This window comes from Escherichia fergusonii ATCC 35469 (genome assembly GCF_000026225.1).
GTDB lineage: Bacteria > Pseudomonadota > Gammaproteobacteria > Enterobacterales > Enterobacteriaceae > Escherichia > Escherichia fergusonii.
This window is the reverse complement of the sequence record NC_011740.1, coordinates 1399622-1425776: the sequence shown is the minus strand read 5'-3', so window position 1 is coordinate 1425776 and position 26155 is coordinate 1399622. Positions and strand designations below refer to the sequence as shown.

25 protein-coding genes and 2 tRNA genes are annotated in these 26155 nt (G+C 49.3%); 12 read left to right on the top strand and 15 right to left on the bottom strand.

The features are described from left to right. Positions 1-5: 5 nt before the first annotated feature. Together EFER_RS07015 and cydH are read right to left on the bottom strand one after the other, a co-directional pair. Entirely contained in the window at positions 6-1172 is a 1167-nt protein-coding gene (locus EFER_RS07015) for an MFS transporter (protein WP_000701020.1), read from the bottom strand. A gap of 167 nt (positions 1173-1339) precedes the next feature. Continuing rightward, complete coding sequence (gene cydH, locus EFER_RS07010) at positions 1340-1429, bottom strand: cytochrome bd-I oxidase subunit CydH (protein ID WP_046077524.1); 90 nt, start codon at positions 1427-1429, stop codon at positions 1340-1342. A gap of 296 nt (positions 1430-1725) precedes the next feature. On the opposite strand from cydH, the gene purR reads away from it, so the two are divergent. Beyond that, entirely contained in the window at positions 1726-2751 is a 1026-nt protein-coding gene (gene purR, locus EFER_RS07005; protein WP_000190995.1) for an HTH-type transcriptional repressor PurR, read from the top strand. Here the strand turns inward: purR and punR are convergent. Beyond that, a complete protein-coding gene (gene punR, locus EFER_RS07000; protein ID WP_000269508.1) occupies positions 2748-3680 on the bottom strand; it encodes a DNA-binding transcriptional activator PunR in 933 nt (310 codons plus the stop codon). The genes purR and punR overlap by 4 nt on opposite strands. A gap of 113 nt (positions 3681-3793) precedes the next feature. Between punR and punC the strand changes: the two genes are divergently transcribed. Both punC and cfa read left to right on the top strand, forming a co-directional pair. After that, positions 3794-4999 carry a purine nucleoside transporter PunC gene (gene punC / locus EFER_RS06995; RefSeq protein WP_001182330.1) on the top strand — a complete coding sequence of 402 codons (1206 nt, stop codon included), beginning with the start codon at positions 3794-3796 and terminating at the stop codon, positions 4997-4999. A gap of 289 nt (positions 5000-5288) precedes the next feature. Beyond that, positions 5289-6437, top strand: coding sequence for a cyclopropane fatty acyl phospholipid synthase (gene cfa, locus EFER_RS06990; protein WP_000098871.1), 1149 nt, complete (start codon positions 5289-5291; stop codon positions 6435-6437). A 40-nt stretch (positions 6438-6477) separates the two neighbouring features. Here cfa and EFER_RS06985 read toward each other — a convergent pair whose 3' ends face one another. After that, the gene (locus EFER_RS06985; protein ID WP_000493936.1) at positions 6478-7125 is read right to left on the bottom strand and encodes a riboflavin synthase; all 648 of its coding nucleotides are present in this window, start codon (positions 7123-7125) and stop codon (positions 6478-6480) included. Positions 7126-7342: 217 nt separating this feature from the next. Here EFER_RS06985 and mdtK point away from each other — a divergent pair, with 217 nt between their 5' ends. From mdtK to EFER_RS06960, 5 genes are all read left to right on the top strand, one after another. Beyond that, the gene (gene mdtK, locus EFER_RS06980) at positions 7343-8716 is read left to right on the top strand and encodes a multidrug efflux MATE transporter MdtK (RefSeq protein ID WP_001174929.1); all 1374 of its coding nucleotides are present in this window, start codon (positions 7343-7345) and stop codon (positions 8714-8716) included. 151 nt (positions 8717-8867) lie between these two features. Continuing rightward, a tRNA-Val gene (locus EFER_RS06975) sits at positions 8868-8944 on the top strand. 4 nt (positions 8945-8948) lie between these two features. Then, a tRNA-Val gene (locus EFER_RS06970) sits at positions 8949-9025 on the top strand. A 108-nt stretch (positions 9026-9133) separates the two neighbouring features. Continuing rightward, complete coding sequence (locus tag EFER_RS06965; protein WP_000212672.1) at positions 9134-9439, top strand: monooxygenase; 306 nt, start codon at positions 9134-9136, stop codon at positions 9437-9439. A 160-nt stretch (positions 9440-9599) separates the two neighbouring features. Next, the gene (locus EFER_RS06960) at positions 9600-11210 is read left to right on the top strand and encodes an FAD-NAD(P)-binding protein (protein ID WP_001252600.1); all 1611 of its coding nucleotides are present in this window, start codon (positions 9600-9602) and stop codon (positions 11208-11210) included. A 38-nt stretch (positions 11211-11248) separates the two neighbouring features. Here the strand turns inward: EFER_RS06960 and fumD are convergent, their stop codons facing one another. Next, the gene (gene fumD / locus EFER_RS06955) at positions 11249-11458 is read right to left on the bottom strand and encodes a fumarate hydratase FumD (RefSeq protein ID WP_000528120.1); all 210 of its coding nucleotides are present in this window, start codon (positions 11456-11458) and stop codon (positions 11249-11251) included. 275 nt (positions 11459-11733) lie between these two features. Here fumD and ynhH point away from each other — a divergent pair, with 275 nt between their 5' ends. The 3 genes from ynhH (at position 11734) to lpp (ending at position 13929) form a co-directional block, all read left to right on the top strand. Further along, positions 11734-11964, top strand: coding sequence for a protein YnhH (ynhH, locus tag EFER_RS24890; RefSeq protein WP_419715436.1), 231 nt, complete (start codon positions 11734-11736; stop codon positions 11962-11964). Between the two features lie 7 nt (positions 11965-11971). Next, a complete protein-coding gene (gene pykF / locus EFER_RS06950; protein WP_000751455.1) occupies positions 11972-13384 on the top strand; it encodes a pyruvate kinase PykF in 1413 nt (470 codons plus the stop codon). A gap of 308 nt (positions 13385-13692) precedes the next feature. Beyond that, complete coding sequence (gene lpp / locus EFER_RS06945; protein WP_000843205.1) at positions 13693-13929, top strand: murein lipoprotein Lpp; 237 nt, start codon at positions 13693-13695, stop codon at positions 13927-13929. 53 nt (positions 13930-13982) lie between these two features. On the opposite strand, the gene ldtE is transcribed toward lpp, so the two are convergent. The 10 genes from ldtE to ydiJ form a co-directional block, all read right to left on the bottom strand. Then, positions 13983-14984: a L,D-transpeptidase LdtE gene (gene ldtE, locus EFER_RS06940; protein WP_000817108.1), complete on the bottom strand. Its 1002-nt coding sequence runs from the start codon at positions 14982-14984 to the stop codon at positions 13983-13985. A gap of 148 nt (positions 14985-15132) precedes the next feature. Then, positions 15133-15549 (bottom strand): cysteine desulfuration protein SufE, encoded by a 417-nt coding sequence (gene sufE / locus EFER_RS06935; protein WP_000279739.1) that lies wholly within the window; start codon positions 15547-15549, stop codon positions 15133-15135. A 12-nt stretch (positions 15550-15561) separates the two neighbouring features. Further along, the gene (gene sufS / locus EFER_RS06930) at positions 15562-16782 is read right to left on the bottom strand and encodes a cysteine desulfurase SufS (protein ID WP_000144590.1); all 1221 of its coding nucleotides are present in this window, start codon (positions 16780-16782) and stop codon (positions 15562-15564) included. After that, entirely contained in the window at positions 16779-18050 is a 1272-nt protein-coding gene (gene sufD / locus EFER_RS06925; protein WP_000907953.1) for a Fe-S cluster assembly protein SufD, read from the bottom strand. Before sufD ends, sufS begins: the two co-directional genes overlap by 4 nt. Beyond that, positions 18025-18771: a Fe-S cluster assembly ATPase SufC gene (gene sufC / locus EFER_RS06920; RefSeq protein ID WP_000948890.1), complete on the bottom strand. Its 747-nt coding sequence runs from the start codon at positions 18769-18771 to the stop codon at positions 18025-18027. The genes sufD and sufC overlap by 26 nt, the downstream gene beginning before the upstream one ends. 9 nt (positions 18772-18780) lie before the next feature. Further along, positions 18781-20268: a Fe-S cluster assembly protein SufB gene (gene sufB / locus EFER_RS06915; protein WP_000089364.1), complete on the bottom strand. Its 1488-nt coding sequence runs from the start codon at positions 20266-20268 to the stop codon at positions 18781-18783. A gap of 8 nt (positions 20269-20276) precedes the next feature. Continuing rightward, positions 20277-20645, bottom strand: a complete 369-nt coding sequence (gene sufA / locus EFER_RS06910) for a Fe-S cluster assembly scaffold SufA (protein WP_000418977.1) — start codon at positions 20643-20645, stop codon at positions 20277-20279. 351 nt (positions 20646-20996) lie between these two features. Further along, positions 20997-21185 (bottom strand): YdiH family protein, encoded by a 189-nt coding sequence (locus tag EFER_RS06905; RefSeq protein ID WP_024256436.1) that lies wholly within the window; start codon positions 21183-21185, stop codon positions 20997-20999. A 100-nt stretch (positions 21186-21285) separates the two neighbouring features. After that, positions 21286-21696 carry a 1,4-dihydroxy-2-naphthoyl-CoA hydrolase gene (menI, locus tag EFER_RS06900; RefSeq protein WP_000637922.1) on the bottom strand — a complete coding sequence of 137 codons (411 nt, stop codon included), beginning with the start codon at positions 21694-21696 and terminating at the stop codon, positions 21286-21288. Next, positions 21693-24749 (bottom strand): D-2-hydroxyglutarate dehydrogenase YdiJ, encoded by a 3057-nt coding sequence (gene ydiJ, locus EFER_RS06895; protein ID WP_000612895.1) that lies wholly within the window; start codon positions 24747-24749, stop codon positions 21693-21695. Before ydiJ ends, menI begins: the two co-directional genes overlap by 4 nt. 268 nt (positions 24750-25017) lie before the next feature. On the opposite strand from ydiJ, the gene ydiK reads away from it, so the two are divergent. After that, on the top strand, positions 25018-26130 hold the full coding sequence (ydiK, locus tag EFER_RS06890) for an AI-2E family transporter YdiK (RefSeq protein ID WP_000248651.1): 1113 nt from the start codon (positions 25018-25020) through the stop codon (positions 26128-26130). The last annotated feature ends 25 nt before the right edge of the window (positions 26131-26155 follow it).

The following is a 26155-nucleotide window of genomic DNA, read 5'->3' as shown; positions in this document are numbered from 1 at the left end:
TGCTATCAACCCGCCACGCATACCGCCTCAGGTTGTTTACGCGCCGAAATAAACACCAACAGTAACGCCACCCCGGCAATGATTGCCCCCATCACCGGAACAAAACTGTAGCCCAGGCCGCCGGATATCACCGCGCCACCAGCTGCCGCACCTAAAGCGTTTCCTAAATTAAACGCCCCAATATTGACCGAAGAAGATAGCCCCGGCGCTTCACTGGCAACGCGCATCACCCGCATTTGCAATGGTGGAACAACAGCAAAGGTAGCCGCCCCCCAGACAACCATCGCGACCGCGGCACCATACTCATTGCGTGCCAGGAATGGAATCAGCAACATAATCACCATCAGCAAGAATAAAAAGCCTTTTAGCGTTCCATTCACAGAGCGATCAGCAAATTTGCCGCCCAGGTAATTGCCGATAGAAAAACCAACACCAATCAACACCAGCATTGCCGTTACGAACACAGGCGTCGCATGGGTAATGGTTTGTAATACAGGAGAGATATAGGTATAGAGCGTAAACATGGCCCCCGCGCCCAGTACCGTGGTCAGCAGTGCTGAGAGCACTTGCGGTCGTAACAGCACACCCAGTTCTTTTTTGACATCTGGCCGTGCCCCTGCCCCACCTTTTGGTAAAGAGAACCAAAGACTGACCATTGAAACCACCCCTAACACTGCCGTTGCCATAAAGGACATTCGCCAGCCAATTGTTTCACCAAGCCAGGTGGCTGCGGGTACGCCACCAATATTAGCCAGCGTCAACCCCATAAACATCGTGGCAACGGCACTCGCCTGCTTGTGCTTAGGCACTACGCTTGCAGCGACAACCGAACCAAGACCGAAGAAGGCGCCATGGTTAAGGCTGGTCAAAATACGTGACAACATTAATGTGGTGTAATCTGGCGCAATCGCAGAAAGTACATTACCAAGCGTAAAGATTGCCATCAGAAAAATCAGGGCGTTACGTCGGGCGCGATGAGAAAGTAACAATGTCATTAAAGGCGCACCAACCATGACTCCCACGGCATAGGCACTAATCAACATACCAGCCGCAGGTATGGAGACATCCACACCACGAGCGATCACAGGCAACAAGCCCATTGGGGAGAATTCCGTTGTCCCAATACCAAATGCGCCAATTGCCAGCGCCAGCAAGGGATAATTTATCTTCATGCTTCGACTCCACGTCTTCGCGTTTTACGCGATACCTAAGTAAGTGGAGAAAAGCATGACATCAATCACAAAATAATGAAAATAACAAATTTACAAAACACTTTTGCAGATTTGCTAACAATTGGAGAAGAGCGAATGAGGGAGAGAATTCTCCCTCGGGGTAAAAATCAGTGCAGAGCTGCGGTCAGACCACCCGCAACGATCAAAGCGAGGACGATTAAGGTCGTAATTAAAGAGTATTTCAGATCATTGCTCATCAAGTTTTCTCCTTTTTATTCCCACACAAAAAGTGATGTAGCGCATTTTTGCATACATTTGGCTAAAAATCTCCCGCCATTTAGCGTGATAACTGTTTTTAGCACTTCCCCTTTTGGTCAAGATCGGCCAAAATTCCACGCTTACAAGTATAGCGTACCGGCCATTGACCCCTTCCTGTCGTTCCGTGTCGTATTTTCCGGCGTGCCGCAACCCTGACGTTGCGCTCAGGGTGTGTAAAGGCAAACGTTTACCTGGCATTTAATGGAGTTATGGATCGGGTCTGGAGTGAGATGTAATGGCAACAATCAAAGATGTAGCGAAGCGAGCAAACGTTTCCACTACAACTGTTTCACACGTAATCAACAAAACACGCTTTGTTGCGGAAGAAACCCGTAATGCCGTCTGGGCAGCAATCAAAGAATTGCATTATTCTCCGAGCGCCGTTGCTCGAAGTCTGAAGGTTAACCACACCAAGTCAATCGGCCTGCTGGCAACCAGTAGTGAAGCTGCTTATTTTGCGGAAATCATTGAAGCGGTTGAGAAAAACTGCTTCCAGAAAGGCTACACGCTGATTTTGGGTAATGCCTGGAACAACCTGGAAAAGCAACGTGCTTACCTTTCCATGATGGCGCAAAAGCGCGTGGATGGATTGCTGGTAATGTGTTCTGAATATCCAGAGCCCTTGCTCACCATGCTGGAAGAGTATCGCCACATCCCAATGGTGGTCATGGATTGGGGTGAGGCAAAAGCTGATTTCACCGATGCCGTGATTGATAACGCTTTTGAAGGCGGATACATGGCAGGTCGTTACCTGATTGAACGTGGACACCGCGATATCGGCGTAATCCCCGGACCTCTGGAACGTAATACCGGCGCGGGTCGTCTGGCAGGCTTTATGAAAGCGATGGAAGAAGCGCTGATTAAAGTGCCGGAAAACTGGATCGTACAGGGAGATTTCGAACCAGAATCTGGTTATCGCGCAATGCAGCAGATTCTTGCGCAAACGCATCGCCCCACGGCAGTTTTCTGTGGTGGCGATATCATGGCCATGGGTGCATTGTGTGCTGCCGATGAAATGGGCCTGCGTGTACCACAAGATATTTCAGTGATCGGTTATGATAACGTGCGCAACGCCCGTTACTTCACGCCAGCACTGACAACTATTCACCAGCCAAAAGATTCACTGGGCGAAACAGCATTCAACATGTTGCTGGACCGTATTGTGAATAAGCGTGAAGAACCGCAATCCATTGAAGTACATCCGCGCCTGATTGAACGTCGTTCTGTCGCAGATGGTCCTTTCCGCGACTATCGTCGTTAAGATGTCTTTGTGGGAGCCGATTCTGGCTCCCGCAACCACTCTTTATTCAGCGTTTCGCTGTCTCCCAGATAATCCAGCAACCAGGCGAGCGCTGGTGACATATCGTTTTGCTGCCAGGTAAGACAACAGGCAGCGTCCGGGAATGGATTTTCAAGCTGTAGCGCTACCCATTTACCGCTGTCGATCCACGGCTTGGCAAAATGCGTAGGTACCATCGCCATGCATAACCCAGCGGAAATACAGGTAGCTGAAGACTCCCAGTCCGGTACCACTACCCTTTTTTGGTTATCCAACAACCAGGTAATACGTTTTGGTAGATTTCTTGATGTGTCTTCACGCACCAACGAGGGCCAGTTGCGCAACGTATCATCACTTAATGGCCCCGGCATTGCTGCCAGTGGATGATGACTGGCAACCACGCAACACCAACTCAACATTCCCATATCGCGAAACGTATAGCGCCCCCCTACAGGAATCGCTTGTGTCGCGCCTATAGCCAGTTCCACACGTCCGTCAGCCAGTGCATCCCAGACACCATTGAAGACTTCCTGGAATACGCGCAATTCAACATCGTCAAAATGACGGTAAAAATCGACGATCAATTGACGTGTACGTTCTGGACGAACAATGTTATCCACCGCGATGGCCAACTCACCTCGCCACCCATTGGCAATTTGCTGGCATTGTTGTCGCGTGATCTGCATTTTTTTGATAACAGATCGCCCCTCTTTCAGAAACCATGCTCCCGCCGGAGTCAGTTCTACATCACGGTGTCGGCGTTCGAAAAGAGGCACCGCTAACCATTCTTCCAGTTGTCTTACGGTATAGCTGACGGCAGAAGGCACTCGATGTAATTCCTGTGCTGCTGCGCTAAAGCTGCCATTGCGCGCCACCGCATCAACCACTTCAAGAGAGTATTCAGACCACATATTCTGCCTACAAAATTTTTGAAATCACCCGTCAAATATTAACGTTTCACAATCAGAATTTCACTCCCTACACTTTGCGCCGATGTCTTACTGATAACTACAGAGAATGAATTATGCAACCTGGGAAAGGATTTTTAGTCTGGCTGGCAGGTTTAAGCGTACTCGGTTTCCTGGCAACCGATATGTATTTACCTGCTTTCGCCGCTATACAGGCAGATCTGCAAACCCCGGCTTCTGCCGTTAGTGCCAGTCTCAGTCTGTTTCTGGCGGGCTTTGCCGTCGCGCAGCTGTTATGGGGACCGCTATCAGACCGTTATGGTCGTAAACCAATACTGCTGCTTGGCCTGACCATCTTTGCCCTCGGAAGTTTGGGGATGCTGTGGGTCACTAACGCTGTAGGATTACTCGTTTTGCGCTTTATCCAGGCGATTGGTGTCTGTGCCGCAGCGGTTATCTGGCAGGCACTGGTGACCGATTATTATCCTTCACAAAAAGTTAACCGTATTTTCGCCACGATTATGCCGCTGGTGGGGTTATCTCCTGCCCTGGCGCCGTTAGTGGGAAGCTGGCTACTGGTGCATTTTTCATGGCAATCCATTTTTGCCACGCTGTTTGCCATCACTGTCTTGTTGATGATTCCTGCTCTGCGCCTTAAACCTGCGCGTAAAAATCAGGAAAATAAGCAGCAGTCACTCACTTTCACTACCCTGCTGCGTTCAAAGGCTTACCGTGGCAATGTGCTGATTTATGCAGCGTGTTCTGCCAGCTTTTTCGCCTGGCTGACAGGTTCGCCATTCATTCTCAGTGAAATGGGTTACACCCCGGCGGTGATTGGTTTGAGTTATGTTCCACAGACTATCGCTTTCCTGATTGGTGGTTATGGTTGCCGTGCGGCATTGCAGAAATGGCATGGCCAGCAAATGTTGCCCTGGTTATTGGTACTGTTTGCGCTGAGCGTTATTGCCACCTGGGCGACCAGCTTTATCAATCACGTTTCGCTGGTTGAAATTTTAATTCCGTTCTGTGTGATGGCGATTGCCAATGGTGCGATCTACCCGATTGTTGTGGCGCAGGCGTTACGTCCGTTCCCGCAAGCGACCGGACGTGCAGCTGCGTTGCAAAATACTCTGCAGTTGGGATTATGCTTTCTCGCAAGCCTGGTGGTTTCCTGGCTTATCAGCACCCCGTTACTGACCACAACCAGCGTGATGTTAGCCACTGTTGTGTTGGTTACTGTGGGCTATAAGATGCAAAGCCATGCAGAAACTGCGAACGAATGCTGTCAGCGTAGCGATATGGCACACGGTGAATCGCACTGATAAATTGATATGATTTATGGATAGGTCGCTAAGATTTTTCTGTTGTATGAATGGTTTTTGCGGCCTATACTAATTTTCAGTTGTTAAAAAAGACGATAATTATTATGCGTTAACGGGATCAGGATGTTCCCGGTTTACTATGGATGGTCATTTCGGCAAGGGTTTCTCCCTTCCTCTGTTCTACGTCGGATTCCAGGCTCACGGAATTTTTCCGTGAGATTTCTCACAAAGCCATAAAAGCGACTACGCTGTTTTAAGGTTCTGATCACCGACCAGTGATGGAGAAGCTATGAGTTCATCGTGTATAGAAGAAGTTAGCGTACCGGATGATGACTGGTATCGCATCGCCAACGAATTACTTAGCCGTGCTGACATTACAATCAATGGCTCAGCACCGGCGGATATTCGTGTCAAAAACCCCGATTTTTTTAAACGCGTTTTGCAGGAAGGATCGCTGGGCTTGGGTGAGAGTTACATGGATGGCTGGTGGGAATGCGACAGACTCGATATGTTCTTTAGCAAAGTCCTGCGCGCCGGTCTGGAAAACCAACTCCCCCGCCATCTCAAAGACACACTCCGTATTGCAAGCGCTCGCTTGTTCAACCTGCAAAGTAAAAAACGCGCCTGGATAGTGGGCAAAGAACATTACGATTTGGGTAATGATCTATTCAGCCGAATGCTTGATCCCTACATGCAATATTCCTGCGCTTACTGGAAAGATGCCGATAACCTGGAAGCTGCCCAGCAAGCGAAGTTGAAAATGATTTGCGAAAAATTGCATTTGAAACCAGGGATGCGGGTTCTGGATATCGGCTGTGGCTGGGGCGGCTTGTCGCAGTATCTTGCCACTCATTATGGTGCCAGTGTTGTTGGGGTAACGATTTCTGCTGAGCAACAAAAAATGGCTCAGGAACGTTGCGCCGGGCTAGATGTGGAGATTCTGCTGGAAGATTATCGTGATCTTAACGACCAGTTTGATCGGATCGTTTCGGTTGGGATGTTCGAACATGTCGGGCCAAAGAATTACAACACTTACTTCGAAGTGGTAGACCGTAATTTAAAACCAGACGGTTTATTCCTGCTACACACCATCGGTTCCAAAAAGACCGACCATAATGTTGATCCGTGGATTAACAAATACATTTTCCCTAACGGTTGCCTTCCCTCCGTACGGCAAATTGCCTGTGCCAGTGAGCCACATTTCATTATGGAAGACTGGCATAACTTTGGGGCAGATTATGACACGACGCTGATGGCATGGTATGAACGCTTTCTTGCCGCCTGGCCAGAAATTGCCGATAACTATAGCGAACGCTTCAAGCGTATGTTTACTTACTACCTGAATGCCTGTGCCGGAGCGTTTCGCGCCCGCGATATTCAGCTCTGGCAGGTCGTTTTCTCACGTGGTGTTGAACACGGTTTACGCGTTCCTCGCTAACTAAACCCCCCGCGAAATGCGGGGGTAGCCATCATTGCTTTCAGACCTGCGTCTCGCTGCCTGGCTCTTTCAACGCATTTTCGCGCGCAGCCAGTACGCGCTCTACGGTATCTACCACCGCCTGCGTTTGCGGATCGATTTCAATATTAACGTGCTCTCCCAGTTTCTTTTTACCCAACGTTGTACGCTCCAGTGTTTCTGGAATGAGATGCACACAAAAACGCGTTGGTGTAACTTCACCCACTGTCAGGCTTATTCCATCAATACCGATGAATCCTTTATACAGGATGTATTTCATCAGTTGCTTATCCTGCACTTTGAACCAAATCTGGCGGTTATTTTCCGAGGTTAATATTTTGGCAATTTCTGCTGTGGTCATAATATGACCCGACATCAGATGCCCACCAATTTCATCACTGAATTTGGCTGCACGCTCAACATTCACCCAGTCACCTGGTTGCAGTTCACCAAGATTGGTAATACGCAGCGTCTCTTTCATCAGATCGAAACTAACCTGGTTACCTTTAATTTCGGTCACGGTAAGACAACATCCGTTATGGGCCACCGATGCGCCAGTTTCCAGCCCATCAAGCATATAGTCAGGCAACTCCACGATGTGAGTCCGAAAGTTAGGTTTTTCATCAATAGACACCAACTTCGCCGTGCCTTGCACAATACCGGTAAACATACCTGCAACTCCTGAAATTAATTAACTCATAATGTTCTGCACAATAGCAGGAGGAAAATCAGCTTGCCAGTAAAGCAATCTAAATGGCTATTTTTTCACTGGAGAATTAATAATTCCTCGCTACAATAGACTGAAAATTCCTCAGATTCTTCTTTTCGCTGCCTCTCGAGGCGGCTTTTTTAGTCTCTCATATAACAACAATATAAAAGGTGTTCACGTGCAGAAGTACATAAATGAAGCGCGTCAGTTATTAGCGTTAGCTATTCCGGTGATTCTCGCGCAAATCGCCCAAACCGCAATGGGGTTTGTTGATACGGTCATGGCCGGTGGCTACAGTGCCACGGACATGGCGGCAGTTGCTATTGGTACATCTATCTGGCTACCCGCCATTTTGTTTGGTCATGGCCTGTTACTGGCATTGACTCCGGTTATCGCGCAGCTTAACGGTTCTGGTCGCCGTGAGCGTATCGCTCATCAGGTGCGACAAGGTTTCTGGCTGGCAGGATTTGTTTCGCTGTTGATTATGCTGGTGCTATGGAATGCGGGCTATATCATTCGCGCTATGGATAACATTGATCCTGCTCTGGCAGACAAAGCCGTAGGATACTTACGCGCACTGCTCTGGGGTGCGCCAGGTTATCTCTTCTTCCAGGTAGCTCGTAACCAGTGTGAGGGACTCGCCAAAACCAAACCGGGAATGGTAATGGGATTTATCGGCTTGCTGGTGAACATCCCCGTGAACTATGTGTTCATTTATGGTCATTTCGGTATGCCGGAGCTGGGTGGTGTTGGTTGTGGCGTTGCGACTGCGGCCGTTTATTGGGTCATGTTTGTCGCTATGCTCTCTTACGTGAAAAACGCGCGCTCTATGCGTGATATCCGTAATCAACAGCATTCAGGTAAACCAGATACAGCGGTAATGAAGCGCCTTGTTCAGTTAGGTTTGCCTATTGCCCTGGCGTTATTCTTTGAGGTTACACTCTTCGCCGTGGTTGCGTTGTTAGTATCCCCACTCGGAATTGTCGATGTGGCCGGTCACCAGATTGCCCTGAACTTCAGCTCTCTGATGTTCGTATTACCGCTGTCTTTGTCAGCTGCTGTGACGATCCGCGTTGGTTACCGTCTGGGACAAGGCTCAACACTTGATGCCCAAACAGCTGCTCGTACCGGACTCATGGTAGGTGTATGTATGGCGACAGTGACGGCGATCTTTACTGTCTCGTTCCGTGAACAAATTGCCCTGCTGTATAACGATAATCCGCAAGTCATCACCCTCGCGGCACATTTAATGTTACTGGCTGCGGTTTATCAAATTTCTGACTCAATTCAGGTTATCGGTAGCGGTATTCTCCGTGGTTATAAAGATACGCGTTCTATCTTCTTTATCACGTTCACCGCTTACTGGGTGTTGGGATTACCGAGTGGATATATTCTCGCCCTGACCGACCTGGTCGTGCAACCTATGGGGCCGGCTGGCTTCTGGATTGGCTTTATTATTGGTCTGACTTCAGCGGCCATTATGATGATGCTGCGGATGCGTTACTTACAGCGCCTGCCTTCGGCAATTATTCTGCAGCGTGCTGCGCGATAAACCAGCAATAGCCGCCTGACGGCGGCTATTCTGTCAACATTTTGCATGTTTCCTCCGCAATCGAGTGAAAAACGGAAGAAAATTACCATTTGCCTCTTGCCTCCTCCCATCTCTGCCGCTAATATTCGTCCCCGTTGTCACCCACAACATTGCGTTCATAGCTCAGTTGGTTAGAGCACCACCTTGACATGGTGGGGGTCGTTGGTTCGAGTCCAATTGAACGCACCATCCTGCGTCCGTAGCTCAGTTGGTTAGAGCACCACCTTGACATGGTGGGGGTCGGTGGTTCGAGTCCACTCGGACGCACCAGATTTATTCAATCTGGTGCCACTTCTAAAATTCCTTTTTTCTCCTCTATATTCAAAGCATTAATAGTCTTACACTACCCTTCATGTTCTTTAACGAAGGAGATAAGCGATGGCAACTTTATTACAACTCCATTTTGCATTTAATGGCCCTTTTGGTAACGAAATGGCAGAACAGCTACGCCCACTGGCAGAAACCATTAATCAGGAACCGGGTTTTCTGTGGAAAGTCTGGACTGAAAGTGAAAAAAATCATGAAGCAGGAGGAATCTACCTGTTTGCCAGCGAAGAAACAGCTCTCGCCTATCTGGAAAAACATACTGCACGCCTGAAAAATCTGGGTGTGGAAGAAGTGATTGCCAAAGTTTTTGATGTGAATATCCCATTAAGCCAGATCAATAAAGCAAAGCTGGATTAACTTTTCATTTTTTCAGGGGGATTATTCCCCCGGTTTTAAGCCCCTTCCGAAAATAATCCCCCCGCTGGAACAATGCCCATTTTCATCCACACTTATCAGGTACGACGTTATTGCCTGGAAGACTGACAACCTTATAAACAATAAAAATGGGTAACTGATAATGAGAAGAATAGCCATTGTGGGAGGCGGACCCACCGGGATCTACACCTTAAACTCCCTCCTTGAACAGCAAACGCCGGTTTCTGTCACTCTTTTTGAACAGGCTGATGAAGCGGGTGTCGGGATGCCCTACAGCGACGAAGATAACTCGAAAATCATGCTGGCTAACATTGCGAGTATAGAAATCCCACCAGTAAATATTACTTATCTGGAATGGTTACAACAGCAGAGTGATGAGCATCTCGCGCGCTATGGTATTCAACGCGCTACGTTACACGACCGTCAGTTTTTGCCAAGGATCTTGCTCGGCGAATATTTTCGTGCGCAATTTTTGCAATTGGTGAAGCGGGCTAAAGCACAACATTTTATAGTTAATATTCACGAGTCCTGCCGCGTCACCGATATCGAAGCTACGACAAAGGGCGTGCGTATATGGGCTGAAAACAGTAGCGATGCCGGGGAGTTCGATCTCGCTGTCATTGCTACCGGGCACGTTTGGCCAGATGAAACACAAGCAACGAGATGTTATTTCCCCAGTCCATGGTCAGGATTAATGGAAGCTAAAATTCCCCCCTGTAAAGTGGGAATTATGGGTACCTCACTTAGTGGACTGGATGCAGCAATGGCGGTTGCTATTCAGCACGGTAAGTTCACTGAGTCAGCCAATAAACAGTTGCGATTTCATCTCAATGAAAATAGTGACAATCTGGAGCTGACGCTGATGTCTCGTACAGGTGTCCTGCCGGAGGCCGATTTTTACTGCCCTATTCCCTACGAATCTTTAACTATCGTAACTGCTGCAGCGATTGAACAAGAAATTGCAGCTGGCTCACAAGGTTTACTCAACAGGATATTCCGCCTGATTGTTGCGGAATTAGAAGTTGCTGATCCCGCATGGTGCCAAAGCATTGCCTTAAATACTCTGGATGCAGATAGTTTTGCCACCGCCTGGTTTGCTGAGCGGAAAAGTCATGATCCATTTCTGTGGGCAGAAGCGAATCTTCAGGAGGTAGAGCGAAATAAACGTCAGAAATATACTGTGCCCTGGCGCTATACCATTTTGCGGCTACACGAGGTGGTTCAGGAAATCGTCCCTCACCTTAATGAGGAAGACAGTCAACGGTTTAGTAAGGGGCTCGCGCGGGTATTTATAGATAATTACGCGGCAATACCTTCCGAATCTATCCGCCGACTTCTGGCCCTGCATAAAGCAGGCCTTATTACTGTACTTGCTCTGGGGAACGAGTATGAAATGACTGTTAACGAAACCGAGACTGTGATTACCACCACTGAGTGTAAATACACATTTGATCTGTTTATTGACGCGCGGGGCCAGCGGCCATTGAAGATTAATGATCTCCCCTTTCCACGTTTACGCAAACAACTTGCTGCTTCCGGGGAGGATATTCCTGATATTGGCAGTGATTATACTTTACAGTCACCAGAGATTGTCCGTGGTCGCATTGCCTTTGCGGCACTCCCGTGGCTCATGCATGATCGTCCTTTCGTTCAGGGATTGACAGCATGTGCTGATATTGCTGAGTCGATGGCAAAAGCCATTTCTCAGTCCGCACCATCTCGCCGCAAGTATCTTATATACACCGAAGAATAGAAAAACTGGAGATGGCAAGATTGTCATCTCCAGCTCTGTTATCCCGCAAGCGCTTTGATAACAGTCTCCATTGCCTGCTTTTCCAGTTCTGTACGTTTGATACGCTGATTTGCTAGTGCTGTACGCAATACACCTGCTATCACAATATGTTTTGGCTCCTGACCGAGATCACGCATTTCCAGAACAACCTTGCCAACCACCCGGCACATCTCCCGGTACAAATCGTCTTCTTTTGTTTGATTACCCATACTTTTCGCTCATCGCAAGGTGAAACAAAAAGCTTATATCACTCTGTTGATAAAAACAAAAATCATTAAAAATCAAACAAATAAAACAAGATATTATTGCAAGACTATAAATAATCAATTAAAGCATTATCGGTTGTTGCGCAACGTGACGTGTCTTACACGCGTTTCTGTATGTTGAGCAGAAATAAAAGAGTTGTTAGCAGATATCATCAATCTGCCAGGTTCTGTTTTGAAACACCGTTTTCATTTTCCTTTTTTGCTTTTTTCAGCGTATAATGCGCGCCAATTGTCACTTGAATGGTTTCAGCCACTTGTACAGTCATACTCAGCGACTAAAAACGACTCTTTCCTGTTGGGCTGAAACGCAAGCACACATTCCTCTGCACGCTACATTGAAGTCACCTATCCTTAGTGCGAGGCATCATTTTTTTCGTAAAACAGGTTTAGCTTCCCGGCCGTGCGCCCCTGAAGCCAGATTTTCCAATCCTTCTCAACTTAAAGACTAAGACTGTCATGAAAAAGACGAAAATTGTTTGCACAATCGGCCCGAAAACCGAATCAGAAGAGATGTTAACCAAGATGCTCGACGCAGGCATGAACGTCATGCGTCTGAACTTCTCTCACGGTGATTACGCAGAACATGGTCAGCGCATCCAGAACTTGCGCAACGTTATGAGCAAAACCGGCAAACAAGCAGCCATCCTGCTCGACACCAAAGGCCCGGAAATCCGTACCATCAAACTGGAAGGCGGTAATGACGTTTCCCTGAAAGCAGGCCAGACCTTTACTTTCACTACTGATAAATCTGTGGTGGGTAACAATGAGATCGTTGCAGTAACTTACGAAGGCCTGACTTCCGACCTGTCTGTTGGCAACACTGTTCTGGTCGATGATGGTCTGATTGGCATGGAAGTTACCGCTATTGAAGGTAACAAAGTTATTTGTAAAGTGCTGAACAACGGCGATCTGGGCGAAAACAAAGGTGTGAACCTGCCTGGTGTTTCCATTGCCCTGCCAGCACTGGCTGAAAAAGACAAACAGGATCTGATCTTCGGCTGCGAACAAGGCGTTGACTTTGTTGCTGCTTCCTTTATTCGTAAACGCTCCGACGTAGAAGAGATTCGCGCACACCTGAAAGCGCACGGCGGCGAAAACATCCAGATCATCTCCAAAATTGAAAACCAGGAAGGCCTGAACAACTTCGACGAAATCCTCGAAGCGTCTGACGGTATCATGGTTGCGCGTGGCGACCTGGGTGTTGAAATCCCGGTTGAAGAAGTTATCTTCGCTCAGAAGATGATGATCGAAAAATGTATCCGTGCACGTAAAGTCGTTATTACTGCGACTCAAATGCTGGATTCCATGATCAAAAACCCACGACCAACCCGCGCAGAAGCAGGTGACGTTGCTAACGCCATTCTGGATGGTACTGACGCAGTTATGCTGTCTGGTGAATCCGCAAAAGGCAAGTATCCGCTGGAAGCTGTTTCTATTATGGCGACCATTTGTGAACGTACTGATCGTGTAATGACCAGCCGTCTGGATTTCAACAACGACAGCCGTAAACTGCGTATCACTGAAGCAGTTTGCCGTGGTGCGGTTGAAACAGCAGAAAAACTGGATGCCCCGCTGATCGTTGTAGCGACCCAGGGCGGTAAATCTGCACGTGCGGTGCGCAAATACTTCCCGGATGCAACCATCCTGGCGCTGACCACCAACGAAAAAACTGCACATCAGCTGGTGCTGAGCAAAGGCGTTGTGCCACAGTTGGTGAAAGAAATCACCTCTACTGATGACTTCTACCGTCTGGGTAAAGAACTGGCTCTGCAGAGCGGTCTGGCTCAGAAAGGTGATGTTGTGGTCATGGTTTCTGGCGCACTGGTCCCAAGCGGCACAACCAATACCGCATCTGTTCACGTACTGTAATAATTGTTTGTGAATTAATTTATCCAGGAAAGCGCCCTTGCGGCGCTTTTTTTATTTCTGTAATAACGACGATTATTAAAATTGCAAATCGGATTTCACTATCTAATGTAAAATTATCTAAGACGAATCCGATGGAAGCACCCTGTTTTCACTCATCTTTTTACCTGTTTTTGTTACATTAGGTGCTTCTTTGAGCGAACGATCAAAAATAAGTGCATTCCCATCAAAAAAATATTCTCAACATAAAAAACTTTGTGTAATACTTGTAACGCTACATGGAGATTAACTCAATCTAGAGGGTATTAATAATGAAATCTACTAAACTGGTACTGGGCGCGGTAATCCTGGCTTCTACTCTGCTGGCTGGTTGCTCCAGCAACGCTAAAATCGATCAGCTGTCTTCTGACGTTCAGACTCTGAACGCTAAAGTTGACCAGCTGAGCAACGACGTGAACGCAATGCGTTCCGACGTTCAGGCTGCTAAAGACGACGCAGCTCGCGCTAACCAGCGTCTGGACAACATGGCTACTAAGTACAAAAAGTAACAGTACCTGTGTTAGAGCAAATGGCGCACGTTGTGCGCCATTTTTTTTGCTTTTTATTGCGTGACCTGTTCTTGTACACCAGCGACTGATGGCGCATTCTGCGCTGAATTAATCACAGGCGCTCCACCTGTTACCGCTCCTCCCTCGCTCACCGCAACCGGATACCCTGCCCGACGATACAACGCTTTATCGACTAATTTCTGATCTACACCCTTATTGTCTTTAAATTGCGTAAAGCCTGCTGGTAGTGTGTATGGCATTGTCTGAACGTTCTGCTGTTCTTCTGCTGATAGTGGTCGATGCACTTCCACATAACGCATCCCGTTAGGCTCCACAGAATATTTCACCGGTTCGTTGATCACTTTCACCGGCGTTCCCGTCCGCACGCTGGAGAACAAGGCTTTAATATCCGGTGCATTCATGCGAATACACCCTGAACTGACGCGCAAACCAACGCTGTCCGGCGCACTGGTGCCATGAATGAGGTATTCGCCATTACCATGCGCGAGGCGCAGTGCGTAACGTCCTAGTGGGTTATTTGGCCCGGCAGGAACGACTGGCGGTAATTTAATGCCACGCTCCAGCGAACGCTGACGAATGCCCGCCGTAGGCGTCCAGGTTGGGTTAGGGATTTTCTGCCCCACACGCGTTTCCATCACTGGCGTTTCCAGCCCCTGCAAACCAATACCTATCGGATAGACCTGCACGATATTTTCTCCCGGCGGATAATAATAAAGGCGCAGCTCTGCCAGGTTAACGATAATCCCCTGACGCGGCGCATCAGGTAATAACAGTTGCGAAGGAATCGTTATCGTCGTACCAGGTTTTGGCACCGGGGCGATAGTGTTATTGGCTTCAAGGATCAACATTGCCGCAGTATCAAAACGTCGGGCGATGGCCTGAAGGTTTTTATCCCCTTCTTGCACCGTATACGTTTGATTTTGCCCAACCAGTCGGCTTCCGGTTGGTGGTAGCGGATAATCAACCGCCCAGGCAGCCTGGATGGCGCTAAAAGCGCCGATAAGCGTGAGTGTAAGCAAAGACGCGCGTTTCATTGTAAACCTCCTGTATTTGCCGGAGACTCACGCTGAAACGTCGGATGGCGCTTATGTTCACCTGAAACCAAAACACTCCTGTGCAGGTCAGTGTAAACATTGACCATCCGGCAATGTGAGCCAACCGGATGAAAGCTGTCCCTTTAGTTTAGCTAAGTGCAGCGGCTTTGGCGCGAATTGCGCGAATCATCGCTTCCAGACCTTGTGAACGAGATGGGGTGAGATGTTGGGTCAGCGCCATTTTTTCAAACCACGGACGCACATCGAAATTGACAATATCCTGCGGTGTCATTTGATCGTAAAGAATAAAGACGACCGCAATAAGCCCTTTCACAATCGCCGCATCGCTGTCGCCCTGTAATTCAATAATTCCCTGCGCATTTTGACGCATCACAATCCATACCTGACTCTGGCAGCCCTGGACGCTATTTTGCGGGCTTTTGTCTTCGTCGTGTAATTCTGGCATACGCTGGCCCAGCTCAATAATGTAGAGATATTTCTCTTCCCAATTGGCGCAGCGTAAAAAATTACGCAGCAATTTTTCTTTATCCGGCAATACAGCCATAGTGCCTCCCTGTTATCCCAGCAAACGATGAATACGTTGCAATCCGGTCACCAGACGATCAACTTCTTCATGGGTGTTATACATGGCCAGCGACGCCCGACACATAGCCGGGACGTTGTAATAGGCCATTAATGGCATTGCGCAGTGATGTCCGGTACGTACTGCAATACCGTAGTTATCAAGAAAACTGCCGACGTCATAGGCGTGGTGTTTGCCAAGATTAAAAGCAATAACGCCAAGCCTGTTCTGGGGACCATAGAGAGTGAGATCCGGTACAGATTCCAGCTGTGATAGCGCGTAGTGCATCAGATTCTGTTCATACTCGGCTATATTATTAAGCCCCAGCGCCGACACATACTCCAGCGCCGCGCCAAGACCAATAATGCCTCCGGTATTGGGTGTGCCGGCTTCAAACCGCCACGGTGCTTTAGTCCAGGTTGTGCCTTCACTCAGGCTGACGGTGGCGATCATAGAACCGCCCCCTTCCCACGGCGGCATTTCCTGCAACAAGGCTTCTTTGACATAAAGAATGCCAATCCCGGTGGGTCCATACAGTTTATGCCCGGAGAACACGTAAAAATCGCAATCCAGCGCCTGAACGTCCACCGGATGATGCATCACCGCCTGAGCGCCATCCACCAGTACTTTTGCGCCATGTTGGTGCGCAAGCGTGATCATCTCCACCAGCGGATTTTCTGTCCCAAGCACGTTGGAGACATGGGTAATTGCCAGCAGGCGAGTTTTCTCATCAAACAGCGTAGGCAGCGTCTCCAGTTGCAGCGTACCGTCGGGGTTGAGAGGGATCACACGCAGCTCTGCGCCAACGCGTGCGCAAAGCATCTGCCAGGGAACAATGTTAGCGTGGTGCTCCATCTGACTGATGATGATGTTATCGCCCGCCCGCACATTGCTGTTGCCCCAGCTATTGGCGACCAGATTGATCCCTTCCGTCGTGCCGCGGACGAACACCAGCTCTTCCGCCGAACGGGCGTTGATAAACAACGATGCCCGCTTGCGCACGTTCTCCATTTTCTCGGTCGCCTGGGCGCTTAAGGTATGAATACCGCGATGCACCGCCGCGTAGCCATGACGATAAAACTCAGCCTCGGCATCAATCACCTGGCTCGGTTTCTGCGCACTGGCGGCGCTGTCGAGATAAGCCAGCGGCAAACCGTTCACCTCACGCGAAAGCACCGGGAAATCGGCCCGCACCTTATCAACGGAAAAAGTCATCTTGCACCTCCTGGCAGCCGTTGACCGATTCGGGCCAGCACCTGCTGTTTAAGCCCTTCATCACGCAGTGCTTCCGTCAGTTCGGCAGCAAAGGCGTAAATGATCATCTGCTGGGCATCCTGCTGATTGATCCCGCGCGAGCGCAGATAGAACATCTGTTCATCATCAATACGCCCCACCGTCGCGCCGTGGCTGCATTTCACATCATCTGCATAGATTTCCAACTGCGGTTTAGTATCCACTTCCGCCAGTTTTCCCATCAGCAGATTATTGTTGGTCATCTGACCATCCGTTTTGATGGCGTGCTGCGCGACGTTGATCAAACCGTTAAATACCGCGCGGCCTTTGTCGCTGACGATAGTTTTGTGTAACTGTCGGCTGTTACAAAAACCTTTATTGTGTTCCAGCCAGGTACGGGTATCACACACCTCGTTTTTCACCGGCATCGCCAGACTATTGATCCGCAGCGTGCTGTTTTCGCCATTGAGTTGCGTACTGGTGTTGTGTCGTAACACTGCGCCACCAAGCAGGAAACTGTGGCTAAATGCAGTGGCATCGTCAGCCAGCAACAAATCGTTATGGGCAAAGTGGTGACTGACCGGGTTTTCAAACGCCAGCTTGATATGCTGCAAGTGGGCGTTCGCTGCGACATTGATGGTAAAGCGCGCTCCGGTGAAATGACGAGCGTCATTCAGGCTAACAAAATGCTCAATCACCGTCGCTTCGGCACCTTCCGCCAGATCCAGATGATGCCGGTAATGAGCTGTGTTCACCTCTTCACCTACCACACCCTGGGTGATATGCATTAACAGCAATGGCTTTGCCGGCCGTTGACCGCGCTTCACGGCGATATGCGTCACGCTTTGCGCCAGGCTTTCCGTCAAATGCAGAAACACTTCCGCCTGAATAGCGTCGGGTAATCCCTGACGGTCGTCGTTAATGCTCACTTCATACCCGCTGCCTTCAGTTGTATCGCTAAGCTCTGGCACGTAGCGTCCATCAACAAAAACCAGCCGCACCGCGTCTAATGTTAACGCTAAGGCATCACGCTGCTGTGGGAATATCTCCCCCGCAATGCTGACAAACTGGCTATTGGTCAGCCCTTCCAGCGGCGTATATTTCCAGTGCTCATGTTTGCGTGTCGGCAGTCCGGTACGCAGCAATTGTTGTAAATGCTGCTGTGCTTGCGGGGAGCGTTTTGCACCCTCAGCTTCAAACAAGTGATGCCACTGTTGCAGCGCGTTACTGCTGTTCGGTAAGCCAGCCATAACCCTGCTCCTCCAGTTGTTTGACCAATGTGAAATCGCCGGATTTCACAATTCGTCCCTGATACAGCACATGGACATAATCAGGCTTGATGTAGTCGAGAATGCGTTGGTAGTGCGTAACAATGATGAATGAACGCTTGCCGTCACGCAGCGAGTTCACGCCATCGGCAACCACTTTTAATGCGTCAATATCCAGCCCGGAGTCCGACTCATCAAGAATGCATAACTCCGGTTCCAGCACCGCCATTTGCAAAATATCGTTGCGCTTTTTCTCGCCGCCGGAAAAACCAACATTTACCGAACGGGTTAATAAATCCTCCGGCATCTTCAGGAGAGCGATTTTCTCTTCCATCAAATCCTGAAAATCAAAGCGGTCGAGCGTTTCCTGGCCGCGATAGCTGCGCACCGCATTAAGTGCCGTTTGCAGGAAAAACTGGTTACTGACGCCGGGAATTTCCACCGGATACTGGAAGGCCATAAAGATGCCTTCACCTGCACGATCTTCCGGCGACAGCGCAAGCAAATCTTTGCCTTTGAACTCAACCGTGCCGCCCGTCACCTCATAATCTTCTCGCCCAGCAAGCGTTGCCGATAAGGTACTTTTGCCAGAACCGTTTGGCCCCATAATGGCGTGAACTTCGCCGGGACGAACGTCGAGGCTTAACCCACGCAGGATAGTTTTATCTTCCACGCTGACGTGTAAATCTTTAATACTTAACATGTTTATTCCTTATCCGACGCTGTGTTCAAGACTGATGGCGAGGAGTTTTTGTGCTTCAACGGCAAATTCCAGCGGCAGTTCCGAGAACACATCTTTGCAAAAGCCGTTAACAATCATCGAGATGGCGTCTTCTTCGCTGATCCCGCGTTGCAGGCAGTAAAACAGTTGATCTTCACCAATACGTGATGTCGTTGCCTCGTGCTCCAGTTGCGCGCTGTTATTGCGACATTCGACATACGGGAAAGTATGCGCCCCACAATTAGCGCCTATCAGCATTGAGTCGCACTGGGTGAAGTTACGTGCATTGGTTGCCGTCGGCATGATTTTCACTAAGCCGCGATAACTGTTCTGGCTGTGTCCGGCTGAGATCCCTTTAGAGATAATGGTCGATTTGGTGTTTTTACCAATGTGGATCATCTTGGTGCCGGTATCCGCCTGCTGATGACCGCTGGTCAGTGCCACTGAGTAAAACTCACCGATGGAGTTATCGCCGCGCAAAATGCAACTGGGATATTTCCACGTAATCGCTGACCCGGTTTCTGATTGCGTCCATGACATTTTGCTGTTTTCGCCTTCGCACAAAGCACGCTTGGTGACGAAGTTGAGAATACCGCCGGTGTTGTTATCGCCAGGGAACCAGTTTTGTACCGTGGAATATTTCACCTCGGCGTTTTTATGGATGATGACTTCCACCACCGCCGCGTGTAACTGATAGCTGTCGCGCACCGGAGCGGAACATCCTTCAATGTAGCTGACGTAGCTGTCTTCGTCGGCCACCAGAATGGTGCGCTCAAACTGCCCGGTTTTTTCCGCGTTAATACGGAAATACGTGGAAAGTTCCATCGGGCAGCGCACGCCTTTAGGCACATAAATAAATGTACCGTCAGAGGCCACCGCCGCATTAAGCGCGGCAAAGAAGTTGTCATTCCCCGGCACCACGGTGCCGAGATATTTACGCACCAGTTCCGGGTGATCGTGGATCGCCTCGCCAAAGGAACAAAAAATAATTCCCTGCTCCGCCAGTTTTTCGCGATAAGTGGTGGCAACCGAAACAGAGTCGAAAATGGCATCCACTGCCACTTCTTTGCCTTCCCGTACGGGAACGCCCAACTGCTCAAACGCCGCCTCCACCTCTTTACTTAAAAAGGCGTTCGCGCCAGTTTGCTGCACCGCGCCGGGTTCCGACGCGCAAGTGTCGTCACAATTACCGCACGATGGTGCTGAGTAGTAACTGTAATCCTGATAATTCAGCTTGTCGTAGTGCGCTTTAAGCCAGTGCGGCTCTTCCATCTCCAGCCATGCGCGATAAGCATTGAGACGAAACTCCAGCATCCACTCCGGCTCATTACGCTTCGCCGAAATTGCGCGCACCACCTCTTCGTTTATCCCCTTTGCCAGCTCATCGGTGGCTAACTGGGTGAAGAACCCTTCTTTATAATTCAGCGGGCCGCCGGTCCAGGTTTTGACATCGTCAGTTGCTTCAGTATTACGAGACATAGTACCGCCTATACCCCAAAGCTTTCGCCACAGCCACATTCATTCTGGGCTTTAGGGTTGTGAAATTTGAATATCTGATTAAGTCCTTCACGAACGAAATCGACTTCCGTGCCATCAATAAACGGCATCGCTTGCAGCGGGACAAACAGCTTCGCGCCGTCGTGTTCAAACAGCAGATCGTCTTTGTCCGGCTCGCTAACACTGTCGAGCACATAGCCAAAGCCCGCGCAGCCCGTTTGCTTAACGCCTAAGCGCACGCCGACCATACCTGGTTGCTTTGCCACCAGCTCACGGATGTGGACCACGGCAGCGGGTGTCAGCGTTAAGCCCTGCCAGGCAAATTCATCGGGATTAAAAGTTCCTGTATGCAGTTCCATAGATTTACCTCATTTCATACGCCGCCACGGGATAACATCATGTTAGTGATAATCATTATCACTTCAACCCCGCGACCAAAGGGGTTTTCGCCAAAAGCCCCTTTTTAAACGGCTTATAGTAAGCATAGACCCTGTCTCAAGGGATAGCCTGGCAGAGAAAACGTAACTAACTTATTGATTTTAATAAGGGGAATGAAATTAAAAAGTTACAGAAATAAAAGATGCATAGAAAATATCAATTTTAGAAAGAGGAACAGACATTGGATAGAGACTCATCCCTTAAGGTTGCAACGGCAGCCTTAAGGGCTCGACGGCAGAATGAAGGGGATGACTCAAGTACAGGGGAATTTATTATTGAACGCCCAGACGCCAGGCGAAATAGATCTCTTCTTTTAATTCAGCGGAGGAAAGTGTCATGAGATCAGTAAATTCAAGCTCCAACTGTTTCAGGCGCTTAAGATACTGGGCAGGGGAGAGTTGAGTTTTGTCACGGCGTAAAAATTCAATTGCCAGTTGGGCTGGATCAAATTGCGTAGTCATATCGTCCTCGCTTTTGTTCAAAACCTGCACAGTATATCACCTTTTACTGTGCAGATTATGACCAAAAGCAATATGCATCACATTTTTTTTGGTGACAACGTCACAAAATTGCCGTTGTCAGGCGTGATGTACAGCACAAACGCCCCTGCTCATCGAAAATCTCGATTTGCCAAACCTGATGCCTGGTTCCGGTATGTAATGCTTTACAAACGCCACGTACACGCCCTTCCCTGGCTGAGCGAACATGATTAGCATTTACCTCAATGCCTACCACTTTTTGATCCCCGTGAGTACAGAGATAACCCGCCACTGAGCCCAGCGTTTCCGCCAGTACCACTGAGGCACCGCCGTGTAACAGCCCAAAAGGTTGCTTTGTGCGCGAGTCTACCGGCATGGTCGCCTCCAGTGAATCGTCACCAATATGCTCAAAACGAATATCCAACAGTCCAACCATATTGCCTTCCCCAAGAGCATTGAGCGCATCAATGTTGGTTTCACGTTTCCAGATCATTTCATCAACTCCAGTAGTGCCTGTAACGGGTGACGAACCCCCGTCCCTTCAATACGTTTAACCTGACTGCGGCAGGAATATCCCGTTGCCAGGCAGCGTTGGCGCGGTAATTTTTCCATTGCCTGGTGCCACGATAATTCATAAATGCCTAACGAATTTTTGTGGTTTTTCGCCTCATGTCCATACGTTCCCGCCATTCCGCAACAACCGACGTTGACGTTGTCCAGTTTGGCGCCAAATCGTGCAAAGATGGTAGCCCACTGTGCTGGCGCGCCCGGTATGGCAGTAACTTCGGTACAATGGCCAAAGAAATACCAGGTCTCGCCACTCATTTCACGTGTCGGCACAGATTCCAGTACGGATGAAAGCCATTCATTCACCAGCATGACATGGAAATCCCCCCGCTTTTCGCCCAGCGCCAGTTTGTATTCATCCCGATAACAAAGCACCAGTGCTGGATCTACGCCCACCATAGGCATTCCCAATTGTGCGACACGGTTAAGTAACTCTGAGGTTTTTTTCGCCGTTTTAGTAAAACGACTCAGGAAGCCCTTTATATGCTGGGCTTTACCGTTTGGTGAGAATGGAAGCAACACTGGCTGAAAACCTAATTTCTCGATAAGACGAACAAAATCAGCCACCACCTGGGCTTCGTAATAGCTGGTAAACGGGTCCTGCACCACCAGCACGGTCCGTGCCTTTTGTTCTGTAGTCAGATTCTCCAGTTGCTCCAGCGTCATATTCGCCGAGCGATGCCCCACCATTTGTTGTTGCAGCGATGGCACCGACAGCAGCGGCAAATCAACCATGCCGATATGTTTTTCGGAGAGTTTGCGCACCAGCGGCTGGTTAATGAAGAAGTTAAAAGTCTTCGGCGCACGTGCCATCAGCGGTGCATAGCTCTCGACCGTGGCGACGAGGTGGTCGCGCAGGGGACGCAAATAACGGGTGTGATAGAGTTGCAGGAAGCGAGAACGAAACTCAGGCACGTCAATTTTGATTGGGCACTGAGTCGAACACGCTTTACAGGCCAGGCAACCAGACATCGCCTCTTTGACTTCATGGGAGAAGTCATATTCGCCTTTATTCGCATGCCAGCTATTACGCGTACGGGCAATTAACGTCCGCAGACTGACGCCGGATTCAGGCAGCTCTTGTTCCAGTTTGAGTGGGTCAACGCCGCGATCTGCCAACAAACGCAGCCACTCACGCACCAGCGTTGCGCGCCCTTTCGGTGAATGAATCCGGTTCTGGGTAATCTTCATCGACGGGCACATCGGACTGCGGGCATCAAAGTTGAAGCATAAACCGTTGCCGTTACACTCCATTGCACCACGCCACTGCTGGCGTACCGCGATGGGGATCTGCCGGTCATATGTGCCACGCTTCACCGCATCCACTTTCATCATAGGCGCGTCGATACCTTCCGGTGGGCAAATTTTCCCTGGGTTGAGCCGGTTTTGTGGATCAAATGCCGCTTTGACTTTACGTAATTCGCCGTAAAGTTCCTCTCCAAAAAACGCCGGGCTGTATTCGGCACGAAAACCTTTACCATGTTCGCCCCACAACAAACCACCGTATTTCGCAGTCAACGCCACTACATCATCAGAGATTTGCTTCATCAAAATCTCTTGTTGTGGATCGCACATATCCAGCGCCGGACGGACGTGCAAGACACCTGCATCGACGTGACCGAACATACCGTAGCTTAAGCCGTGGCTGTCGAGCAGCGCGCGAAATTCAGCAATATAATCCGCCAGATGTTCCGGCGGTACGCAGGTATCCTCAGCAAACGGAATCGGTTTGGCTGCTCCTTTGGCATTACCGAGCAGGCCGACGGCTTTTTTGCGCATGGCATAAATACGCTCAACACCTGCCAGCTCACTGCATACCTGCCAGCCGATCACACCTGCTTGCTGGCTGGCGATAAGTTCATCCAGCCGCGCACAGAGCGCATTCACCTGCTGATCGATAAGTGCTTCATCGTCTCCGGCAAATTCAACAATGTTTAGCCCGAGCATCTGTTTGTCGGGTACATCGGTAATCAGTTCACTGACGGAATGCCAGACGATATCTTCCCGCGCCAGGTTAAGCACTTTAGAGTCCACTGTCTCTACCGAAAGCGCCCGAGCTTCGACCATAAACGGTGCGTTACGCAGCGCGGAATCAAACGAATCATACTTCACGTTTACCAGACGGCGCACTTTAGGCAAGCGAGTTATATCCAGCTGAGCCTCAGTAATAAATGCCAGTGTTCCTTCTGAACCGGTGAGAATGCGAGTCAGGTCAAACTCGGTCATCTCGTCGTTAAAGACATGACGCAGATCGTAACCAGTCAGAAAACGGTTAAGTTTGGGGAATTTGTCGATAATTAACTGGCGTTGCTGACGGCAACGTTGATAAACAGTGTTGTAGATACGCCCGATAGTGGTATTGGTTTTGCCGAGTGTTTCCGCCAGTTCAACAGGCAAAGGCTGAGTATCAAGAATATCGCCACCCAGTAAAACTGCCCGCACACCAAGCACATGATCTGATGTTTTCCCATACACTAAAGAGCCCTGACCGGAGGCATCGGTATTGATCATCCCGCCGAGCGTTGCGCGATTGCTGGTCGAAAGTTCTGGCGCAAAAAAGTAGCCAAATGGTTTCAAATACTGATTGAGTTGATCTTTAATCACCCCAGCTTCCACGCGCACCCACCCCTCTTCAGGATTGATTTCGATGATGCGGTTCATATAGCGGGACATATCAACAATAATCCCCTGATTAAGCGCCTGACCGTTAGTGCCAGTGCCACCACCACGGGGAGTAAAGATCAGGGATGTGTAGCGTTCCTGAGCAGCAAGACGGGCAATAAGTGCCACATCAGCCGTCGAACGTGGAAACACTACTGCGTCAGGAAGCAACTGATAGATGCTATTGTCCGTCGACATCGTTAAACGTTCGGCATAACTTGTTGCCGTGTCGCCAGTAAACCCTTGTTGCTCCAGTTCTTGCAAAAAATTGACCACCAGCTGAACGATGCCGGGAGCCTGAGAAATTTGTGGGATCATTATCGTGACCTTTTCCTGCGGTCTGTGTTGTCGTTGATACACACTTACTTTTTCGCCACTATCATGGACAGTGCGACGAAAGTTAGAGCGTATAATCGTTTGCGTATTACATACTTTGTTGTATCACATTTTTTTCTTATACGCCTGGCAGAATTAGAGGCAGAATCGGCCTGTTAAAAACCGCTGAAATTGCTCATCATTATGTAATGAGTTCTGCGTGTTCACGTCGCGTCAACGTTTTGACGCACAAAAAAGGTGAAAAGTGTTTATGGTAAATGTTCGTCAGCCCAGGGATGTTGCCCAAATTCTGCTCTCGGTGCTGTTTTTAGCCATCATGATTGTGGCATGTTTATGGATTGTTCAACCCTTTATTCTCGGTATCACATGGGCCGGTACAGTGGTTATCGCCACCTGGCCTGTTCTGTTACGCTTGCAAAAAATCCTCTTTGGCCGCCGTTCTCTCGCTGTACTGGTGATGACGTTACTGTTAGTGATGGTGTTCATCATTCCTATTGCCTTATTGGTAAATAGTATTGTGGACGGCAGCGGTCCACTGATCAAAGCCATCTCCAGCGGTGACATGACATTACCAGACCTCGCCTGGTTAAATACCATTCCGGTGATTGGCGCGAAGTTGTATGCCGGTTGGCACAATTTGCTGGATATGGGCGGCACAGCGATCATGGCGAAAGTCCGTCCTTACATTGGCACAACGACCACCTGGTTTGTTGGACAAGCTGCGCATCTCGGACGTTTTATGGTGCATTGTGCGCTGATGCTACTTTTCAGCGCCTTGCTGTACTGGCGCGGTGAACAGGTTGCGCAAGGTATCCGCCATTTTGCGACACGTCTGGCGGGCGTTCGTGGTGATGCAGCTGTGCTACTCGCCGCACAAGCCATTCGCGCCGTGGCGCTTGGCGTAGTGGTAACTGCGCTGGTACAGGCAGTACTTGGTGGGATTGGTCTGGCTGTTTCAGGTGTTCCTTACGCAACGTTATTGACCGTATTAATGATCCTCTCCTGTCTGGTACAGCTTGGGCCATTACCGGTATTGATCCCGGCGATTATCTGGCTCTACTGGACCGGAGATACCACATGGGGAACTGTGTTACTGGTGTGGAGTGGTGTGGTCGGTACACTGGATAACGTCATCCGACCAATGCTAATTCGTATGGGCGCCGACCTACCGTTAATACTGATCCTCTCTGGTGTCATTGGTGGTTTGATTGCCTTTGGGATGATCGGTCTGTTTATCGGCCCAGTTCTGTTAGCGGTTACCTGGCGCCTGTTTGCCGCCTGGGTTGATGAAGTTCCCCCGCCAGTTAACGATCCCGATGAAATCCTCGAAGAGTTGGACGAGATCGAAAAGCCACAACATTAAGTCAAAATCACCGGGCAAATAATCT

Coding starts and splice junctions, on each gene's coding strand:
- sufE (WP_000279739.1), bottom strand. CDS start 15,549: ATGGCTGTATTGCCGGATAAAGAAAAATTGCTGCGTAATTTTTTACGC.
- ydiK (WP_000248651.1), top strand. CDS start 25,018: ATGGTAAATGTTCGTCAGCCCAGGGATGTTGCCCAAATTCTGCTCTCG.
- purR (WP_000190995.1), top strand. CDS start 1,726: ATGGCAACAATCAAAGATGTAGCGAAGCGAGCAAACGTTTCCACTACA.
- sufS (WP_000144590.1), bottom strand. CDS start 16,782: ATGACTTTTTCCGTTGATAAGGTGCGGGCCGATTTCCCGGTGCTTTCG.
- menI (WP_000637922.1), bottom strand. CDS start 21,696: ATGATCTGGAAACGTGAAACCAACATTGATGCGCTCAATGCTCTTGGG.
- sufA (WP_000418977.1), bottom strand. CDS start 20,645: ATGGAACTGCATACAGGAACTTTTAATCCCGATGAATTTGCCTGGCAG.
- punR (WP_000269508.1), bottom strand. CDS start 3,680: ATGTGGTCTGAATACTCTCTTGAAGTGGTTGATGCGGTGGCGCGCAAT.
- EFER_RS06965 (WP_000212672.1), top strand. CDS start 9,134: ATGGCAACTTTATTACAACTCCATTTTGCATTTAATGGCCCTTTTGGT.
- EFER_RS07015 (WP_000701020.1), bottom strand. CDS start 1,172: ATGAAGATAAATTATCCCTTGCTGGCGCTGGCAATTGGCGCATTTGGT.
- sufD (WP_000907953.1), bottom strand. CDS start 18,050: ATGGCTGGCTTACCGAACAGCAGTAACGCGCTGCAACAGTGGCATCAC.
- punC (WP_001182330.1), top strand. CDS start 3,794: ATGCAACCTGGGAAAGGATTTTTAGTCTGGCTGGCAGGTTTAAGCGTA.
- sufB (WP_000089364.1), bottom strand. CDS start 20,268: ATGTCTCGTAATACTGAAGCAACTGACGATGTCAAAACCTGGACCGGC.
- EFER_RS06960 (WP_001252600.1), top strand. CDS start 9,600: ATGAGAAGAATAGCCATTGTGGGAGGCGGACCCACCGGGATCTACACC.
- fumD (WP_000528120.1), bottom strand. CDS start 11,458: ATGGGTAATCAAACAAAAGAAGACGATTTGTACCGGGAGATGTGCCGG.
- sufC (WP_000948890.1), bottom strand. CDS start 18,771: ATGTTAAGTATTAAAGATTTACACGTCAGCGTGGAAGATAAAACTATC.
- EFER_RS06985 (WP_000493936.1), bottom strand. CDS start 7,125: ATGTTTACCGGTATTGTGCAAGGCACGGCGAAGTTGGTGTCTATTGAT.
- ldtE (WP_000817108.1), bottom strand. CDS start 14,984: ATGAAACGCGCGTCTTTGCTTACACTCACGCTTATCGGCGCTTTTAGC.
- cydH (WP_046077524.1), bottom strand. CDS start 1,429: ATGAGCAATGATCTGAAATACTCTTTAATTACGACCTTAATCGTCCTC.
- EFER_RS06905 (WP_024256436.1), bottom strand. CDS start 21,185: ATGACTACGCAATTTGATCCAGCCCAACTGGCAATTGAATTTTTACGC.
- ydiJ (WP_000612895.1), bottom strand. CDS start 24,749: ATGATCCCACAAATTTCTCAGGCTCCCGGCATCGTTCAGCTGGTGGTC.
- lpp (WP_000843205.1), top strand. CDS start 13,693: ATGAAATCTACTAAACTGGTACTGGGCGCGGTAATCCTGGCTTCTACT.
- pykF (WP_000751455.1), top strand. CDS start 11,972: ATGAAAAAGACGAAAATTGTTTGCACAATCGGCCCGAAAACCGAATCA.
- ynhH (WP_419715436.1), top strand. CDS start 11,734: ATGCGCGCCAATTGTCACTTGAATGGTTTCAGCCACTTGTACAGTCAT.
- cfa (WP_000098871.1), top strand. CDS start 5,289: ATGAGTTCATCGTGTATAGAAGAAGTTAGCGTACCGGATGATGACTGG.